Source organism: Kiloniella sp., from assembly GCF_965205715.1.
In the GTDB taxonomy this organism is placed as follows: Bacteria; Pseudomonadota; Alphaproteobacteria; order Kiloniellales; family Kiloniellaceae; genus Kiloniella.
Genome location: NZ_CBDBHW010000014.1, coordinates 616,529 through 634,574 on the forward strand (window position 1 = coordinate 616,529; position 18,046 = coordinate 634,574).

The following is an 18,046-nucleotide window of genomic DNA, read 5'->3' on the forward strand; positions in this document are numbered from 1 at the left end:
TTACCCCTTACCCCTGATCTGCCATAACCGAACTCCACGTGTTGGCAAGATCACACATTGGCTCTCCTTTAGGGAGGTATTCTCAATGTGTTTGCATCCATTACTAATATAGTTTGAGGGTTATATTGGGGGATTTCTATGAAGATCGTATTAACAAAATGAGGAATAAAAAGTTCTAAAATTTACCTAAAATACAACACATTAAGAACAGTTGGTGCTTACAATGCATAAACATACGTAATTATTAGTATAAATTAGCAGTAGTTATTATTTTAGTAGGCCAAAATAAGAAAAATCCAGGCAGAATAAGAAGTATATTCTGCCTGGATTATATAACAAGATCAGTAGCTAAGATGCATCAAGGTTGTATTTTACTTGATCGCATCAATTACAGCATGTGTCCAAGCCCCTTCAGGCTTTTTGGTAATCACCGGATCAGAGCCACCACCGAGCAGTGTGCTTACGGTACGCTCGTAATCCGCAGGATTAAGCTTGCCATCTGAACCAGCTGTAAGTTTGTTAATCTCACCCATCATACGAACCTGATGCTTTTCAGTTTGAGCACCACTGGCATCGTTATCGAGCACAATCATTGCGGCTTCTTTAGGATGGGCACGGGCCCAATCCCAGCCTTTCATACTGGCGGCAACAAAACGAGCCATCTTATCGACAAATGCAGGATCTTTCAGGTTATCTTCCAGAACATATAACCCATCTTCAAGTGTTGCGACGCCCTGCTCTTCATATTTGAACACAACGAGTTCGCTTGCAGGAATACCTGCATCAATAACCTGCCAATATTCATTGTAAGTCATTGTGGAAACACAATCAGCCTGCTTTTGTAGAATTGGATCGACGTTGAAACCCTGCTTTAAAACGGAAACACCATTATCCCCACCCGTCGTCGGTATCTGCAGTTTCGACATCCAGCTCAGGAATGGATATTCATTACCAAAGAACCAAACACCGAGTGTTTTTCCTTTGAAGTCTGCAGGAGAAGTGATGCCGGTTTCTTTACGACAAGTCAGCATCATTCCGGATGTTTTAAAAGGCTGTGCAATATTAACCAACGGCACGCCTTTTTCGCGAGAGGCCAATGCAGAAGGCATCCAGTCTACAACCACATCAGCGCCGCCGCCTGCGATAACCTGTGGAGGGGCAATATCAGGACCGCCAGGCTTGATATTTACATCAAGATCAGCGTCTTCATAGAAGCCTTTATCCTGAGCAACATAATAACCAGCGAATTGAGCCTGTGTGACCCATTTGAGCTGTAGATTAACAGTATCACTAGCTTGAACAGATGCACCAAAGGCTCCGGCACCAAATGCCAAAGCAACAGCACCTAATAACATTTTTTTCATTATTATCTCCCTGTTAATGGTTCCCTCTTTCTTCGTGGTTCTGCCCCCAATTGGGTCAATTCCAACTTCGGAAAGATGGATGCCAAAATGTACATGCCCGTTCTATGACGACCATGATTCCATAAAAAGCAGTTCCCGCCAGTGCAGCCACTGCAATCTCAGCCCAGACCATATCGACGTTCATACGGCCTACTTCGGTTGAAATACGAAAGCCCATGCCCACAATTGGCGTACCGAAGAATTCGGCTACGATGGCACCAATCATGGCAAGAGTTGAGTTAATTTTCAAGGCATTGAAAATAAAAGGTAATGCGGAAGGCAAACGGAGCTTAAAAAGGCTCTGCCAATAGCTTGCTGCATAGGTTTTCATCATATCCTTTTCTATCGAGGACGTAATGGATAATCCGGCAACTGTGTTCACCAACATAGGGAAGAAAGTCATGATAATGACAACCGCTGCCTTGGAGTGCCAGTCAAAGCCAAACCACATCACCATGATCGGTGCGACACCAATAATAGGTAACGCACTGACAAGATTTCCAATCGGCAGAAGGCCCCGCTGGAGAAACGGGCTTCGATCAATCAGGATAGCCGTTATAAAAGCACTACCGCACCCTAGGACATAACCGATCAATACAGCCTTGAGGAAAGTCTGTTGGAAATCAGCCCAAAGTATGTCAGTCGAAGCCATAAAACGCTCGCCAATCATGCTTGGCGGCGGCAATAGAACCGTTGGAACCTGCAAGCCCCGAACCACAACTTCCCATAAGATCAAGAGCCAAACACCAAAGAGAACCGGAACAATTATATTGTAAAACCGCTTCACACCCTGGGATCGGGACGTTTTAGCAGAGAGCTGGTCCACAAGCAGCCAAGCCATCAACCAGGCTGAAATAACCAAACACCAATAACCGGATGAAAGTTGTTGTTCAGCGACATCCAATCTGGAAAGTAAAAACCAAGCACCGATATGAGGTAAAATCACCATAACTAGATCAGCGATCTGGCCTTTAATCTTATCCAAGACAATCGCTACCGATGTAAGTACTCCAACTATGGCGAATACCATTAATCCACTATCATTCCAGAGGGATTGGGATACACCACCCACCTCTCCCAATGGCAATAAAATAGCTATGAGAGCCAGTCCCCCTGCCATGATAGCTAAGGTTTGACGAAAGTTAATCATTGCGCCATCCCCATCTTTTTAAGAACAATTTTATTGGAAATACCTACGATAGACACCAGCGCAGCAGCAAGCAGTGCAGCCGCAATCAGTGCGGACCAAATTTGTATGGTTTGGCCATAGTATGATCCCGCAAGTAAACGTGCACCAAGTCCTTCAACAGCCCCTGTCGGTAATTCGCCAACAATGGCCCCAACAAGGCTGGTCGCAATAGCAACTTTCATACCCGTGAAAAGATACGGTACTGATGAAGGCCAGCGTAGCTTCCAAAACAAATCCCAATTTGAGGCATTGTAGGTCCGCATCAAATCAAGGTGAATAAGTTCTGGGGAACGCAAGCCCTTAACAATACCGACTGTGATTGGGAAGAAACTGAGATAGGTGGCAATAAATGCCTTAGGGAGAATACCTTGGATACCAACCGCATTTAAAACCACAATAATCATTGGTGCGATGGCAAGGATCGGAATGGTTTGAGAAGAGATAATCCATGGCATCAAGCTCTTTTCCAAACTTTTGTTGTGAACGATCCCCACAGCAAGGAGGATGCCCAGAACCGTTCCGATAACAAAGCCCAGCAAGGTCGTCGAAAGGGTAATCCAGCTATGATAAACGAGGGACCTTTTAGACGTAATCTTTTTTAATATCGTTGTGTTGTAAAGCTCGACCATGACCTGATGTGGCGCGGGCAACACAGGCCTTTCCTGTGCCAAAGTATCTGTGATTAACTGCTCTGTGGTCCATTCGACATTACCCCGCTTGTAGATATCTTTTTGAAACGGCGTATTGAGAAGAACAGCAGAAAAATACCAGATCGCAATTATAGCCAGGACAATCACGAATACAGGCCCCACTTTACCTGACATCAAGCGCGACCATAAACTTTGAGCCCCCATGGCGCGAGGCGGCGATACAGTTGCCTCAATCGTCATAGCTATGGCCCTCTTTCAAACCTTCGCGGACACGGTGCGCAATCTCTAAGAATTCAGGCGTTTCACGAATATCAAGTCCACGATCACGCGGAAGGTTACAATCTATTACATCATAGATCCGGCCTGGACGGGGGGACATCACAACAATCTTTGAAGAGAGGAAGACGGCTTCAGGAATGGAGTGAGTGACAAAAAGAACTGTTTTATTTGTTTTATCCCAAAGTCTGAGCAGTTGCTCGTTCAGGTGATCCCGTACAATCTCATCCAGGGCGCCAAAAGGCTCATCCATTAAAAGCAACTCTGGATCAAAGGACAAAGCACGCGCAATAGAGGCACGTTGCTGCATACCGCCAGACAACTGCCAAGGGAACTTCTTTTCAAAACCGGATAGATTTACCAACTCCAGATTTTTAGCAATCCGGTCCTGACGCTCCGATTTTGCAATACCCATCACTTCGAGAGGCAGAGAGATGTTCCCGGCAATCGTCCGCCAAGGATACAATGCCGGCGCCTGAAACACATAACCATAGTCACGGTTTAGGCGGGCCTGTTCAGCGCTGACCCCGTTTACTTCCAACTTACCACCTGTTGGTTGCTCCAGATCTGCAACGGCACGTAGAAGAGTTGTTTTACCGCAACCAGAAGGGCCAATAAAAGAAACGAACTCACCGCGATTAATGGAGAGATCAATATCTGATAGCGCATGAACTGGACCATCGTTGGTCTCAAAAGTCAGCGACAAACCTTTGATTTCAACAACAGAACTTTCATTTTGATCTGGCTGTTTTTGTGGACGAGCCATCGCATCTGCATTCATTGTTTCAGTACCCATCTTTTCTGCCTCTCCGGTATCTCCGGCGGCGCCAGTTGCATTCGCTTGTGTTGATTGCAGCATGGCTAAACTCCCTGTGTTTTGAACTCTGTCTTTAATGACAGTTATCGTTCTTGTGAGAGGATGGTGCAAAACAAATCACACCACCCTCTTGATTTTATTACCAAATACCTTAGGGAGTTATACTCCAGCTGGCATATTTTCAGGCTTGCGTTCTACTTTACGCGGCGCGGTAATCTCTTTCCACTTGGAAAGTGCCTTATTGACCGCAGGATAAGGATCACGGCCGACGAACTTACCATGACCCGGCTCGTCCCTCATTGTGCTTTCTTCAACCGCGACTTTGCCACGGGTTAAGGTAAAGCGTGGCAAGCCGGTAACTTCTTTACCTTCGAAGACATTATATTCGATGACCGACTGCTGATTTTTAGCCGTAATGGTTTTGGAACGATTTGGATCCCACACTACGAGATCGGCATCAGCACCAACCATAACAGCACCCTTTTTCGGGTACATGTTTAAAATCTTGGCAATATTGGTCGAGGTCACAGCGACAAACTCGTTCATGGTTAGACGGCCAGTTTTCACTCCATGTGTCCAAAGCATCGGCATGCGGTCTTCAAGACCACCGGTTCCATTTGGAATTTTTGTAAAATCACCGATACCAAAGCGCTTTTGTTCGGCGGTAAAGGCACAGTGATCAGTCGCCACAACCTGTAAGGATCCCGACTGCAAACCAGCCCAGAGACTATCCTGGTGCTGTTTATTACGGAAAGGAGGTGACATCACCCGACGTGCCGAGTGATCCCAATCAGGATGCGAATACTCACTATCATCCAAAGTAAGATGCTGGATCAATGGCTCCCCATAAACACGCATCCCCTTTTGACGCGCCCGGCGGATCGCTTCATGAGCCTGTTCACAAGAAGTGTGTACAATATAAAGCGGAACACCCGCCATATCCGCGATCATAATCGCACGGTTAGCCGCCTCACCTTCTACTTCTGGCGGGCGTGAGAACGCATGGGCTTCAGGACCATTATTGCCTTCGGCAAGTAGCTTTTGCTGTAGTGTCGCAACAACATCACCGTTCTCTGCGTGAACCAATGGCATCGCACCTAAAGCTGAACACCGAGAAAAAGACGCAAACATCTCATCATCATCAACCATCAAAGCGCCTTTATAGGCCATGAAATGTTTGAAGGTATTGATGCCACGACCAACGACCTCTTCCATTTCATCAAATACTTTTTCACCCCACCAGGTGACCGCCATATGATAGGAATAGTCTGAACAGGCTGACCCTGATTTTTGTTGCCAGATGGCAAGGGCTTCCATCAAGGATTGACCGGGTTGGGGCAGACAGAAATCAACCACCATTGTTGTACCACCGGCAAGACCTGCGCGGGTTCCGCTTTCGAAATTATCTGCGGAATGGGTGCCCATAAACGGCATTTCCAGATGTACATGAGGATCAATTCCCCCTGGCATGATATAACAACCAGTTGCATCCAGAGTTTCAGTGCCCGATAGGTTCTTGCCGATTTCGGTAATGGTGCCGCCTTCGACTAAAACATCGGCTTCGTAAGAAAGATCTGCAGTAACAACGGTACCGCCTTTAATGACTGTGCTCATTTGATCACGCTCCCTTATTCAACTATCTCTGCGGTTTCAACGACGGCGTGGAACAGTACATCCGTTCCTGCTGCGGCCCACTCTGGTGAAATATCTTCGTCTTCGTTATGGCTTAGGCCATCAACACAAGGGCACATCACCATGGCTGTTGGGGCAACCCGGTTAACCCAGCAAGCATCGTGGCCCGCACCGGATACGATATCCCGGTGGCTATACCCCAAACGGACGGCAGCATTACGAACAGCGGTTACACAGCCCTCATCAAATGTAACGGGATCAAAGGCTCCTGCCTGTTCAAACTCTATTGTAAGCCCAAGTTCTTCAGCGATTGCACGCCCTTCAAACTTGAGCGTTTGTTCCATCGCCGTAATCACGTCTTTATTGGGGTGGCGGAAATCGATGGTGAAGATTGCCTTACCCGGAATAATGTTACGCGAATTCGGGTAGATATCCATATGTCCAACTGCACCAACGGCATGTGGCGCAAAGCTCAAAGCAATATCGTTGACGAGTTCAGTAATACGCGCAGCACCAAGACCCGCGTTAACACGCTTTGGCATTGGTGTAGAACCGGTATGGCTTTCCTTACCTGTGAGCGTTACCTGGATCCAGTTCAAGCCCTGGCCGTGAGTAACAACGCCGATATCAACGTTTTCGTCTTCGAGGATCGGTCCCTGCTCAATATGGAGCTCAAACATGGCATGCATTTTACGCTCGCCAACAGGCTCATCACCGACAAAGCCAATACGTTTGAGTTCATCGCCAAACTTAAGACCTTCAGCATCTTCACGATCATAGGCCCAATCCTGGGTATGAACGCCCGCAAAAACACCCGAAGACAACATAGCCGGGGCAAAACGTGTGCCCTCTTCATTGGTCCAGTTTACCACTTCGATAGAACGCTTGGTTTTAATGCCCATATCATTGAGGCTTCTGACGATCTCCAAACCAGCAAGCACGCCAAGAACACCGTCGTACTTACCGCCGGTTGGCTGGGTATCCAAATGAGACCCCACCATAACCGGAAGAAGGCTTGAGTCAGTACCTTCGTGACGGGCAAACATATTGCCCATGCTATCGATACCAACGGTCATGCCCGCATCCTCACACCAGCTTTTGAAAAGGTGGCGGCCTTCTGCATCTTCGTCTGTCAGGGTCTGACGATTATTACCACCGCGAACACCTGGGCCAATTTTGGCCATCTCCATCAAGCTTTCCCACAAACGTGGGGAATTGATATGCATATTATCGGCTGGTTTGCTCATCAGATTACTCCCTGAAATTCTTTAAATTTGTTTATTATTTATTAGCTAAAAACGGGAAGGCCGTGACCACCACCAGGTATTCCTGGGGACAATCACGGCCCTTAAACTTTATTCCATGTTTTGGAAGTTAAAAACTGCCCCTTCCTTGATACCCTCAGGCCAACGCGTGGTGACCGTTTTCAGACGGGTATAGAAACGAATACCTTCCGGGCCATAGATCGAATGATCGCCAAATAGGGATCTTTTCCAACCCCCGAAAGAATGGTAGGCAACGGGCACAGGGATCGGAACATTGACCCCAACCATGCCAACTTCGATGTCATTGGCAAAGGAACGTGCGGCATCTCCATCGCGGGTGAAAATTGCTGTTCCATTACCGTATTCATGTTTGTTGATCAGATCGACAGCTTCGTCGTAGTCCTTGGCGCGCAATACAGACAAGACAGGGCCAAAGATTTCTTCCTTGTAGATGGTCATATCAGACGTCACGCGGTCGAACAGCGTTCCACCGACAAAATAACCGTTTTCATAACCCTGAAGGCTAAAATTACGACCATCAACAACCAGCTCAGCTCCCTGCTCCACTCCGCTATCGATATAACCCAAAACTTTTTCCTGATGGGCTTTGGTGATAACTGGTCCCATATCCGCATCTGAATCAGTGCTTGGACCAATCCGCATGCTTTCAACACGCGGTTTCAGGGTTTCGACCAAACGATCCGCAGTTTCTTCCCCGACAGGAACGGCCATGGAAATTGCCATGCAACGTTCACCGGCAGAACCGTAACCTGCCCCCATCAAGGCATCCGCGACTTTATTCATGTCCGCATCAGGCATAACAATCATGTGGTTTTTAGCACCACCAAGAGCCTGTACCCGTTTACCTTTGGCCGTGCCGCGTGAATAGACGTATTCCGCAATCGGCGTGGAGCCAACAAAGGAAATCGCTTTGACATCCGGGTGATCTAACAAGGTATCAACCGCTTCCTTGTCACCGTGGACCACGTTTAAGACACCGTCCGGAAAACCTGCTTTTTTGAACAGATCCCAAATGAGCATTGGGGCTGAAGGATTACGCTCGGATGGTTTGAGTACAAAGGTGTTACCAGCCGCAATCGCGATTGGGTACATCCACAAAGGTACCATGGCGGGGAAGTTAAACGGTGTAATACCAGCAACAACGCCTAGTGCCTGACGGTCGGAATAGGTATCGACCTGTGGGCCGACGTTACGGCTGAACTCACCCTTTAAAAGATGAGGAATACCACAGGCAAATTCCACAACCTCTATGCCGCGGGCAACCTCACCCAACGCATCTTCATGGGTCTTGCCATGTTCACGACTGATTTCACGGGCAATATCATCCGCATGTGCATCCAGAAGTTCTTTAAATTTGAACATGTAGCGTGAACGCTTAAGAGGCGGCATCTGCCCCCACTCTCTAGCAACAGCCTTGGCAGATGCTACAGCTTCATTTACTTCATCCACAGTTGAAAGAGGAAGTTCCGCAATCTGCTCGCCAGTTGCAGGGTTAAACACCTGCGAACTACGAGAGCTTGAAGAAAGGCGTCTTTCGCCTGCCACTGCATTACTGATCCGTTCCATATTCATCACTCTTATATTTTGTCATTTTGGGCGCATACGGCCCATATCAGGTCAAAAAGCCTTATTGAGACTTTCAGGTGTTAATGATTTCTTTTGCACAAAAGCTGGACAAAGAAATCTGCCTACGAGAAACCGAAAATAATTTTAATGAATGAATAGGAAACGTGTCAGTACCATAACGATATGGATACATAAGTCAGGAAGCAGACATAACGATTTTAAAGCAAAAACATACCAGATCGTTATCTATTTAGCTTTATCAAGAGATACAAAAAATACGTATTTTCCAGGATAAAGTTGAATTGTTCAGTCGCTACCACCTACTTTATGCATGTACTAAAACTCCCTGTTCATCCGGTGTGATTAATCCCCGGTACTTGTTTTTATTTAGGCAGTTGTTTAACCTGCCTTATGTATTTATTTACTTTATGGTCAATATTTTAGGGTATATTTCCCTATATCCTGACCATTTGGTCAAATTAACGCTACTAAATCCTGACCATCTGGTCAACTACAAAAATGTCTGATAAAACTGTGGATGAAACCCCAGACTGGGCCTCGATAAAAACCAAGCCAGGAAGCATGAATGAGTAAGCCCGAAAGAGCAATCAAAACAACTGCTAAGGCAAAAATTCGCCAAGAAAATGAGAAGACAATTCTCAAAGCGGCAGAAAGTGTTTTTGCTGAATTTGGATTTCGGGGTGCAACAACCAGTATGATTGCAGAACGTGCGAATATTCCCAAAGCAAATTTGCACTATTATTTCCCTACAAAACAAGCTCTCTATCGACAGGTCGTAGACAATATTTTCAACATCTGGCTTCAGGCTGCGGACTCTTTTGATGACTGCGATGATCCCATAGAGGCCCTCACCCGTTATATTGAAAAGAAAATGGATATATCTCGGGAAAACCCTATGGGCTCAAAAGTATGGGCCAATGAAATCATCCGCCGCGCCCCTGTCATCCAGGATTATCTGGAAACCACCCTAAAAGATTGGACGGAATCCCGGGTTGCGATCATCCAAAGGTGGATCGATCAAGGGAAAATCAATCCGGTTGATCCTCAGTATTTGCTCTACATGATCTGGTCGACCACACAGCACTATGCTGATTTCAATCACCAGATTGAGACCCTCAATGGCGGGACACCTTTAAGTGATGCGCAGTATCAAACGGCGAAAGACAATGCTATAGAGATAATTCTCACCGGTATCGGTGCCCGTAGGTGAGATCGTTACGTAACAAAACACAATAAAGAAAAGAAACTGCAGACATGAACCCAAGAGCTGGTCAGACAAAAAAGCGGACACGTATTCAGGCCCTTAACGAGGCAAAAATCCTCGAGGCTGCCCTGGATATATTCGCCACCTTTGGCTTTAGAGGCACGACCATCGACCAGATTGCTCAAAAAGCAGAAATGTCTAAACCTAACTTGCTGTATTATTTCCGCCGCAAGGAAGACATTTACATCTCGGTTCTAGAACGCACCCTGGAAACATGGCTTACCCCCCTCACCGAACTTGATCCCGACGGCGACCCCATTGAGGAAATTGGTAAGTACACCAGCTTGAAACTGCAAATGTCTGAAAACGATCCTACCGCTTCAAGACTGTTTGCCAACGAAATCCTCCACGGCGCGCCCATGATTGAGCACGTGCTCAAGGGATCCCTCAAAAGCCTGGTCGATGAAAAAGCCGTGGTGATCCAAAAGTGGATTGACGATGGTAAACTTACGGATGTCGATCCTTACCATCTGATATTCATGATCTGGGCCTCTACCCAGCACTACGCGGATTTCAAAATCCAGATGCGCGCCATACTCGGAGAAGAGGTCGATCAGCCCGACTACTTCGCAAAAGCTGGTAAAACCATCAGCACCATTTTCTTTGAGGGTCTTAAACCGAGGCAATAAATAATCATTATAAAAACTGCGAATTCCATGCCTGAATTTCAAATACTAACAGGTCACAGACTTTCTTATCCCAGTTCTCTAACTATTCAGATAATAATAACCACTCAAGAAAAAACCAAAACAGACCATAACAATCTTGAGATAACGTTCGTTAATTTTTCGACCAAATAATCCACCAACATACCCCCCAACCGTACTGCCGATCATCATAACCAGAGCTTCTGGCCAGGCAATCGCGCCATTCAAACCAAAGACGATTATACTGAAAATAGTAAGGCTGGTTGCCAGAAGGTTCTTCAGGCTATTAGCAACATGATAATTGGAATACCCCATGATCTGCATCGTGGCCAGAATGATTATCCCAGCCCCCGCACCGAAATACCCCCCGTAAATAGAAAAGATAAAAAGCATACTGAGCGATACGAACAGAGCTATCCGGCCTGTTTCTTCAAATTGAGATATCAATAAGTTTCTCATCTGATTGCCAAACATAAATAGAAGAGTGGCCCCAAATATTAAAAAGGGAATCAAATTGATAAAAATTACCTCACCGCTGTTAAGCAATAGAAGCGCGCCTAATACAGCTCCAATACTCGATATGGTTAAAACAGGCCAAATGGCCCTACCGACACTTTTTAATTCCTTTTTATAAGCGGGCAAAGCAGCCGCATTTGACGGCAAAAGTGCAAGAAAATTAGTTGCATTTGCCATCACTGGCGGTAATCCAACTGCAATAAGAGCTGGAAATGTAAAAAGAGTGGCCCCACTTGCCATCGCATTCCAGACGCCCCCGAAAAACCCGACAACAATAAGTAAACAAAAAACTCCTACTGTCACTTTTTACCCCCAATTAAAATTAATTGGACAAAAAGTAGGAAAAGAATAGCCATATTAAAAATGAATAATTACGATAACTGCCATGAACAAAACTATACGCTTAAAAATAAACAGTGATCTTCTGCAGACCTTTCATGCTGTAGCCGATCTTGGAAATGTGACACAAGCAGCCTCCAGGTTGGGGCGGACACAATCCGCGGTCAGTGTACAAATCAGAAAACTTGAGGACCTCCTTTCGGTTCAACTATTCGACCGTGGCGCTCGCGGTGTTACACTGACAGAAAATGGTACCAAATTGCTTCCTGTCGCGATAAATGTACTGGAGGAAGTTTACCGGGCCGAAACCCTGTTTACTGATCCGCTTGCGGGACGTTTGAAAATAGGTATTCCGGATGACTATGCAGAAACCATTTTACAACGTGCATTAGGTCAATTTGTTAAAAAACATTCAAAAGTAGAAATATTCACGCGCGCAGGCTGTAGTGAAGGCTTTCCAGAAGCAATCAGAAAGAATGAACTAGATTTGGCTATCTTTTCCGCAGGACCGATTCCGGATAAAAATTCTCTGTACTCTGAGCCAACCGTCTGGGCGGCACACGCTGAATTTAAACACAAAGAAGGAGAGCCCGTACCTCTCGTTCTTTTTGATAGAAATTGCTGGTGGAGGAACGTTGCTACAGATGCACTGGATCAGGCATCCATCAAATGGCGAGTAGCTTATCTCAGTGAAAACTTTAACAGCGTACGCGCTGCAATAATGTCTGGACTTGGCATTGGCATCCTTGCCCACAGTTCACTTGATCCCTCAATGTATATACTGGACAAGAGGGCTGGTTTTCCAACATTACCCAGATCCTCCCTAACCCTGATAAAGAATTCAAAAACAAATTCCAAAGCTGTTCAGGAAATGGAGAACGCCATCCGAAATGCAATACAGGTATCATAGAGCCATAACCGATCAGCGCTTTTCACGCGCCCCTTGCAAGAACACCATTGCAAGCGCTGTTATTCCGGCACCAGCCAGGATGGTCAGTTCGGGCAATTGACCTGAAATCACGCTTTCAATCCCAAGGACGATGGCCGGGGTCAGAAAGGTGTAAGCCATAACCTTGGCTGCGGGGAGTTTAAAGCTGGCGAATTTGAGCAGTAAAAAGGAAATCGCCGTATTACATATCGCCAAATAAACGATGGCGACGTACACATGGGGCTGCACTTCCAACCACGGACTGTTGGTAATTTTGCTCCAACCATAGATCCCAAGAATAATTGCTCCGGCAACCAGGGTCCAAAACGTCAATACCAATAAGTTTTCGCCCTGATGGTATTTACGCACAAACGGCGAATAAGCACTGTAGGTAAAACAACCAACCAGAAAAATAAGTTCACCTTTGCCTACAGAAAAGCTGAATATCTTCTCTACATCGCCATCAAAAACGACCCAAACCGCCCCAAGGGCAGCGATAAAAAGCCCTACCCAAAGCCGAAGGGTCGTGCGCTGGCCAATCAGGAAAAATGCAATCACCGCTGTCATCAAAGGGATCAGGGTAAAAACGGCACCAAGACTAACGGGGCCTCCCCAACGCAAGCCCTCGAACATGGTAATGAAAAAGACAACGAGAAGTGCGGCTAACCAAAAGTATTTGATACACAACAGAGGTCCGGGCCAGGACCATTGCTTTTTGACCAAAAGCAAAACGGCAAAGGCGCCAGAAGCGATAACAAAACGAAGGAAGGTGAGCGCAGTGGGATCTAGCGCATGTGTAATCGCTGATCCAACGGGAAAGGACGTGCTGACAAAGAAGATAAAAAGCAGCATGGCACCATGTGCTTTCTTTTCTCCCAAGCCGGTTAGCTGCTCTTTTTGAACTTCAGTTTCGGGACCGACTGACACGCTATCTTCCTTGAAACATTCATTATTTCGCGAAAGACTAGCGGGTCAGCCCTAAATGTCCATCGATATAATATTAAATTATTCAGCCGCCTCTACAGCGCTGGGGTTATTTGGATGCGTTGTCCAGTTTGCATATTTATGATCAATGGGCTTATCGGTCCGAGGATCCGTTCCCTCTGTCATTTGTTCCATGGTGATACAATTTTCCACCGGGCAAACACTGACACAAAGATTACAACCAACGCATTCTTCATCAATCACCTCAAACATACGCGCACCATCGACAGTGGCGGTAATCGCCTGATGCGAAGTATCTTCACAGGCGATATGACAACGACCACATTTGATACAAGCGTCTTGGTCAATTTTCGCCTTGGCGATGTAATTGAGATTGAGGTACTGCCAGTCTGTTACGTTTGGCACTGCCATACCAATAAAGTCATCGAGCTTTTCATAGCCTTTTTCATCCATCCAGTTGGACAGCCCTGCATTAAGTTCTTCGATGATCTTAAAGCCGTAAGTCATGGCAGCAGTACAAACCTGAACTGACCCGGAACCAAGTGCCATGAATTCAGCAGCATCTTTCCAGGTGGTAACACCACCAATTCCGGAGATTGGAAGTCCATGGGTTTCTGGATCACGGGCGATTTCTGACACCATGCTGAGAGCAATCGGCTTAACCGCAGGACCACAATAACCACCGTGCGTCCCCTTACCATCAACCGTTGGATTTGGTGCCATGGCATCAAGGTCGACAGAGACAATGGAGTTGATCGTGTTTATCAAAGACACCGCATCGGCCCCACCACGATGAGCAGCCCTTGCGGATTGACGGACATCAGAAATGTTCGGGGTAAGCTTTACGATTACAGGCAGGTCAGAGTGGGTTTTACACCAGCGTGTAACCATCTCAACATATTCCGGCACCTGACCAACAGCGGCACCCATGCCACGTTCGGACATGCCATGCGGGCAGCCAAAATTTAACTCAACCCCGTCACAACCGGTTTCTTCAACACGCTTGAGAATATCGATCCAGCTTTGCTCTTCACAGGGCACCATCAAAGAAACGATAAGCGCACGGTCAGGCCAGTTCTTCTTAACCCGTGTGATTTCTTCTAGATTGGTTTCAAGAGAGCGGTCGGTAATCAGCTCAATATTATTCAGACCGAGTAGACGACGATCAGGTCCATGGATTGCACCGTAACGAGGACCGTTTACGTTTACGACAGGATCCCCCTCGCCCAGCGTTTTCCAGACCACACCGCCCCAACCGGCTTCGAAAGCGCGGACGACGTTGTATTCCTTGTCCGTTGGCGGCGCTGAAGCGAGCCAATAGGGATTTGGAGATTTAATACCGAGAAAATTGCAACTAAGATCAGCCATTTTAAAATTCCTTGAAGGTCAGTACCCAAGAGTAATTGTGAAGGTGTCGCTTTTCTTTAAGCGCCCAAGACTTTGTTGATTGCTTCAGCAGCAACCTTTCCGTCTTCTACCGCCGCAACTGTGAGATCCTCACCGCCTGCGATACAATCACCACCCGCCCAGACGTCACCAAGGCTAGTACGGCGACTTTCATCAACCTGGATACGACCACTTTCAAGCTGGATTGCTTCTGCAGATCCGTTAAGCGGAGCTGCGATAAAGTTTTGACCAATGGCCTTGAACACCATGTCGGCTTCAAGGATAAAGGTTTCCCCTGTCCCCACCAAAGAACCATCTTTGGTTTCGGTATATTCGCACTCTATGGCAACGACTTTCCCACCTTCGCCAATGAGTTTATTAGGCTTTACCCAATGGCGAATGGAAACACCATTTGTCTGAGCCAATTCCTGCTCGTATTCACTTGCATTCATTTGCTCTTGCCCGCGGCGATAAAGGATTGTGACCTCTTCAGCACCGAGTAACTTGGATTGAACCGCTGCATCCACAGCCGTCATACCACCACCAATAACAGCAACTTTACGCCCAACTGATAGCTTGGAAAGATCAGTACTTTGGCGAAGATCAGCGATGTAAGAAACCGCATCGACCACACCGTCTAGATCTTCCCCTTCGGCTCTCAGAGAATTTACCCCTGCTAGCCCCATGCCCAAGAACACAGCATCAAAGTTCTGACGCAGATCTGCGAGAGAAATTTGATCACCAAGACTGCTGCCGTTTTCGATCGTAATTCCACCGATGGAAAGCAGGAACTCAACCTCACGTTGGGCAAAGTCATTAACGGACTTATAGGCCGCGATACCGTATTCGTTCAGGCCGCCCGCTTTTTCACGCGCATCAAAAACAACGACATCGTGACCGTGCATGGCCAAACGGTGCGCGCAGGAGAGGCCAGCAGGGCCTGCTCCCACAACCGCAATACGTTTCCCGGTTGATGCTGCACGCTCAAAGACCTTATCACCGGCCTCGAGCAAATGGTCCGTTGCATAGCGTTGCAACAAGCCGATTTTTACAGGTTTTCCTTCGGCTTCCTGGCGCACACAAGCTTGCTCACACAATGTCTCTGTGGGGCAAACTCGGGCGCACATGCCACCGAGGATATTCTCTTCAAAAATTGTCTTCGCTGATCCCTTGGGATTGTCCGCAGAAATCTGGCGAATAAACATTGGAATGTCGATGGAAGTTGGGCAAGCCACAGTACACGGCGCGTCGTAACAGAAGTAACAACGATCGGCCTCTACCAGAGCTTCATGAGTATTAAGAGGTGGGTGGATATCCCCGAAATTCTTGCTGTAATCTTCATCGGCAAGACGCTTAGATTGGATATCCGGCCTACTACCGGTGTTCGTAGTCATCCATATTCTCCTGACTATGTACTTTTTAGTACTTATATGACGTTAGATCCGCCCTCTATCGGGGTGGTATCTATCCCTGTTTGTCATAATTCTAAGGTGAATATTGCCGGATAGTCAATTTTTTTTATCATTTGATAAATTTTTCTATTAACCATAACGATATAATTAGCTATAAAAATAACGCTAAGACTATAGTATACCGATATAAATTTCGTTATCTTATGGTTAATCTATTCTCGATATAATGTATAAGCTCGCTGCATAAAGAAAGAATTTGTGATGGTATCTTTAAAGCAGCACCTCCTGCATCTGTCCCTTTTGGGATATCTATTCTCTTCCACTTATGCCCTTGCTGCAGATAAAATCCACTATGGCATATCTCATTGGCCCCCTTACGGGTTGACCGAGCAAAAACAAATTGCGGGTATCAACTATGACGTCGGCCTTGAGATTTCCAACCGTTTGGGAATTGAATTTATAATTAGAGACTGCCCCTTTAAGCGTTGTTTAGTGGAAATGGAGCACGGCGAACTTGATTTGATGTCTGGCATTGCCCGCAATCCGGAACGTGAAAAATATATGGCATACGCAGAAACGCCCTATTCCGCCGTAGCTGTGGTTTTCTATGTCAGAAAAGGAGAAACAGCCCGTTTAAAAAGCTACGACGACCTATATAAACTAAGAGTAGGTTACGTATCCAAATCTCATTACTTTGAACCCTTTAACAGTGACAGCAAAGTTCCCAAAGTTGATGTGGATAAAGAACAAAGGCTTCTTCCCATGCTACATTCCGGGCGGATTGATACCTACGTCGGCACAGATCCCAACGCGTCCTATGAAATCTTGACCATGGGGTACAAAGAAAAGTTAGAAAAAGCGCTCTTTAATCCAAAGAAAGAAGTACCGGTTTATTTTGCGACCTCACGAAGATCTAGACACGTTGCCCTCACCAGTCGCATTTCAGAAATCATCTTTGATATGCATGAAGATGGCACCATGAGGAAAATTCACGAGAAGTATCAATAGGGTCTTAGATCTATCCGACCGGATACCCGCGCCAAGGCCGCACAGTTCTTAAGGTAAAGTTGGACTGCATATGGGCGACCCCAGGCAGACGAGACAGTGCCGATCTATGGATCTGTTCATAATCGGCAACGTTTTTGGCGACAATACGTAACAGATAATCAGCCTGACAAGCCATAAAGTGGCATTCAGAGATCTCAGGCGTTTGCTGGACCGCGGTTTCAAATTTATCAAAGGCCTCTTCACTTTGAGAGGTCAGGGTTATTTCCATGAAAATTTCGATTGTATAACCCAAGGCTTTTGGATCGAGTTGGGCAACATACCCATAAATCTGCCCGCCACTTTCAAGTAACTTTATCCGCCTGTGACAAGCCGATGTCGAAAGCCCAACCTTATCTGCCAAAACAGAAATCGGCATTCTACAATCTTGCTGTAAAGCAGTAAGAATATTCGCATCAATCTTATCCACGGGATAATATCCTATTAAATTAAAAATTGTTTGAAATATTTTCCAAACAAAGTAATTCTAATAGCAAACTTTCGGAACCTTTTCGAGAAAATATTTGGCATAATTCCCCAAAATTAAGTCACCAACACTAACCAACTGTTGAACGATGAAAAAAGAAGTCTATTCTTTCAGCTGATAACAACTCGGCTGAACGGGGAAATTTGAACAAAAACCCGCACCAAAAATAGCTTCCGCAAACCGCCCAAAGAACAAACGATGGGCTTTATGAGCAATACCTTGCACCATTCTATAGTGC

The 18,046-nt window shown here is 46.3% G+C and carries 16 protein-coding genes; 4 read left to right on the plus strand and 12 right to left on the minus strand.

What is annotated here, in order from left to right:
- Positions 1-371: 371 nt before the first annotated feature.
- The 7 genes from ACOGW3_RS19695 to ACOGW3_RS19725 form a co-directional block, all read right to left on the minus strand.
- Positions 372-1,364, minus strand: a complete 993-nt coding sequence (locus ACOGW3_RS19695; RefSeq protein ID WP_419904509.1) for an ABC transporter substrate-binding protein — start codon at positions 1,362-1,364, stop codon at positions 372-374.
- A gap of 55 nt (positions 1,365-1,419) precedes the next feature.
- Positions 1,420-2,553, minus strand: coding sequence for an ABC transporter permease (locus ACOGW3_RS19700; protein ID WP_419904510.1), 1,134 nt, complete (start codon positions 2,551-2,553; stop codon positions 1,420-1,422).
- Positions 2,550-3,482: an ABC transporter permease gene (locus ACOGW3_RS19705; protein WP_419904511.1), complete on the minus strand. Its 933-nt coding sequence runs from the start codon at positions 3,480-3,482 to the stop codon at positions 2,550-2,552. The genes ACOGW3_RS19700 and ACOGW3_RS19705 overlap by 4 nt, the downstream gene beginning before the upstream one ends.
- The gene (locus ACOGW3_RS19710) at positions 3,472-4,284 is read right to left on the minus strand and encodes an ABC transporter ATP-binding protein (protein ID WP_419905964.1); all 813 of its coding nucleotides are present in this window, start codon (positions 4,282-4,284) and stop codon (positions 3,472-3,474) included. The genes ACOGW3_RS19705 and ACOGW3_RS19710 overlap by 11 nt, the downstream gene beginning before the upstream one ends.
- 210 nt (positions 4,285-4,494) lie before the next feature.
- Entirely contained in the window at positions 4,495-5,949 is a 1,455-nt protein-coding gene (gene hydA, locus ACOGW3_RS19715; protein WP_419904512.1) for a dihydropyrimidinase, read from the minus strand.
- A 14-nt stretch (positions 5,950-5,963) separates the two neighbouring features.
- Complete coding sequence (locus ACOGW3_RS19720) at positions 5,964-7,214, minus strand: Zn-dependent hydrolase (RefSeq protein WP_419904513.1); 1,251 nt, start codon at positions 7,212-7,214, stop codon at positions 5,964-5,966.
- Positions 7,215-7,322: 108 nt separating this feature from the next.
- On the minus strand, positions 7,323-8,819 hold the full coding sequence (locus ACOGW3_RS19725) for a CoA-acylating methylmalonate-semialdehyde dehydrogenase (protein ID WP_419904514.1): 1,497 nt from the start codon (positions 8,817-8,819) through the stop codon (positions 7,323-7,325).
- A gap of 586 nt (positions 8,820-9,405) precedes the next feature.
- On the opposite strand from ACOGW3_RS19725, the gene ACOGW3_RS19730 reads away from it, so the two are divergent.
- Both ACOGW3_RS19730 and ACOGW3_RS19735 read left to right on the plus strand, forming a co-directional pair.
- Positions 9,406-10,050 (plus strand): TetR/AcrR family transcriptional regulator, encoded by a 645-nt coding sequence (locus ACOGW3_RS19730; RefSeq protein WP_419904515.1) that lies wholly within the window; start codon positions 9,406-9,408, stop codon positions 10,048-10,050.
- A 44-nt stretch (positions 10,051-10,094) separates the two neighbouring features.
- Positions 10,095-10,733, plus strand: coding sequence for a TetR family transcriptional regulator C-terminal domain-containing protein (locus ACOGW3_RS19735; protein ID WP_419904516.1), 639 nt, complete (start codon positions 10,095-10,097; stop codon positions 10,731-10,733).
- Between the two features lie 78 nt (positions 10,734-10,811).
- Here the strand turns inward: ACOGW3_RS19735 and ACOGW3_RS19740 are convergent, their stop codons facing one another.
- On the minus strand, positions 10,812-11,570 hold the full coding sequence (locus ACOGW3_RS19740) for a sulfite exporter TauE/SafE family protein (protein ID WP_419904517.1): 759 nt from the start codon (positions 11,568-11,570) through the stop codon (positions 10,812-10,814).
- An 82-nt stretch (positions 11,571-11,652) separates the two neighbouring features.
- On the opposite strand from ACOGW3_RS19740, the gene ACOGW3_RS19745 reads away from it, so the two are divergent.
- Positions 11,653-12,516: a LysR substrate-binding domain-containing protein gene (locus ACOGW3_RS19745; RefSeq protein WP_419904518.1), complete on the plus strand. Its 864-nt coding sequence runs from the start codon at positions 11,653-11,655 to the stop codon at positions 12,514-12,516.
- Positions 12,517-12,528: 12 nt separating this feature from the next.
- Here ACOGW3_RS19745 and ACOGW3_RS19750 read toward each other — a convergent pair whose 3' ends face one another.
- From ACOGW3_RS19750 to ACOGW3_RS19760, 3 genes are all read right to left on the minus strand, one after another.
- Entirely contained in the window at positions 12,529-13,461 is a 933-nt protein-coding gene (locus ACOGW3_RS19750) for a DMT family transporter (RefSeq protein ID WP_419904519.1), read from the minus strand.
- 78 nt (positions 13,462-13,539) lie between these two features.
- A complete protein-coding gene (preA, locus tag ACOGW3_RS19755) occupies positions 13,540-14,847 on the minus strand; it encodes an NAD-dependent dihydropyrimidine dehydrogenase subunit PreA (RefSeq protein WP_419904520.1) in 1,308 nt (435 codons plus the stop codon).
- 56 nt (positions 14,848-14,903) lie between these two features.
- The gene (locus ACOGW3_RS19760) at positions 14,904-16,259 is read right to left on the minus strand and encodes an NAD(P)-dependent oxidoreductase (protein WP_419904521.1); all 1,356 of its coding nucleotides are present in this window, start codon (positions 16,257-16,259) and stop codon (positions 14,904-14,906) included.
- A 279-nt stretch (positions 16,260-16,538) separates the two neighbouring features.
- Between ACOGW3_RS19760 and ACOGW3_RS19765 the strand changes: the two genes are divergently transcribed.
- Positions 16,539-17,285, plus strand: a complete 747-nt coding sequence (locus tag ACOGW3_RS19765; protein ID WP_419904522.1) for a substrate-binding periplasmic protein — start codon at positions 16,539-16,541, stop codon at positions 17,283-17,285.
- Between the two features lie 10 nt (positions 17,286-17,295).
- On the opposite strand, the gene ACOGW3_RS19770 is transcribed toward ACOGW3_RS19765, so the two are convergent.
- Entirely contained in the window at positions 17,296-17,751 is a 456-nt protein-coding gene (locus ACOGW3_RS19770; RefSeq protein ID WP_419904523.1) for an Lrp/AsnC family transcriptional regulator, read from the minus strand.
- Positions 17,752-18,046 lie beyond the last annotated feature (295 nt).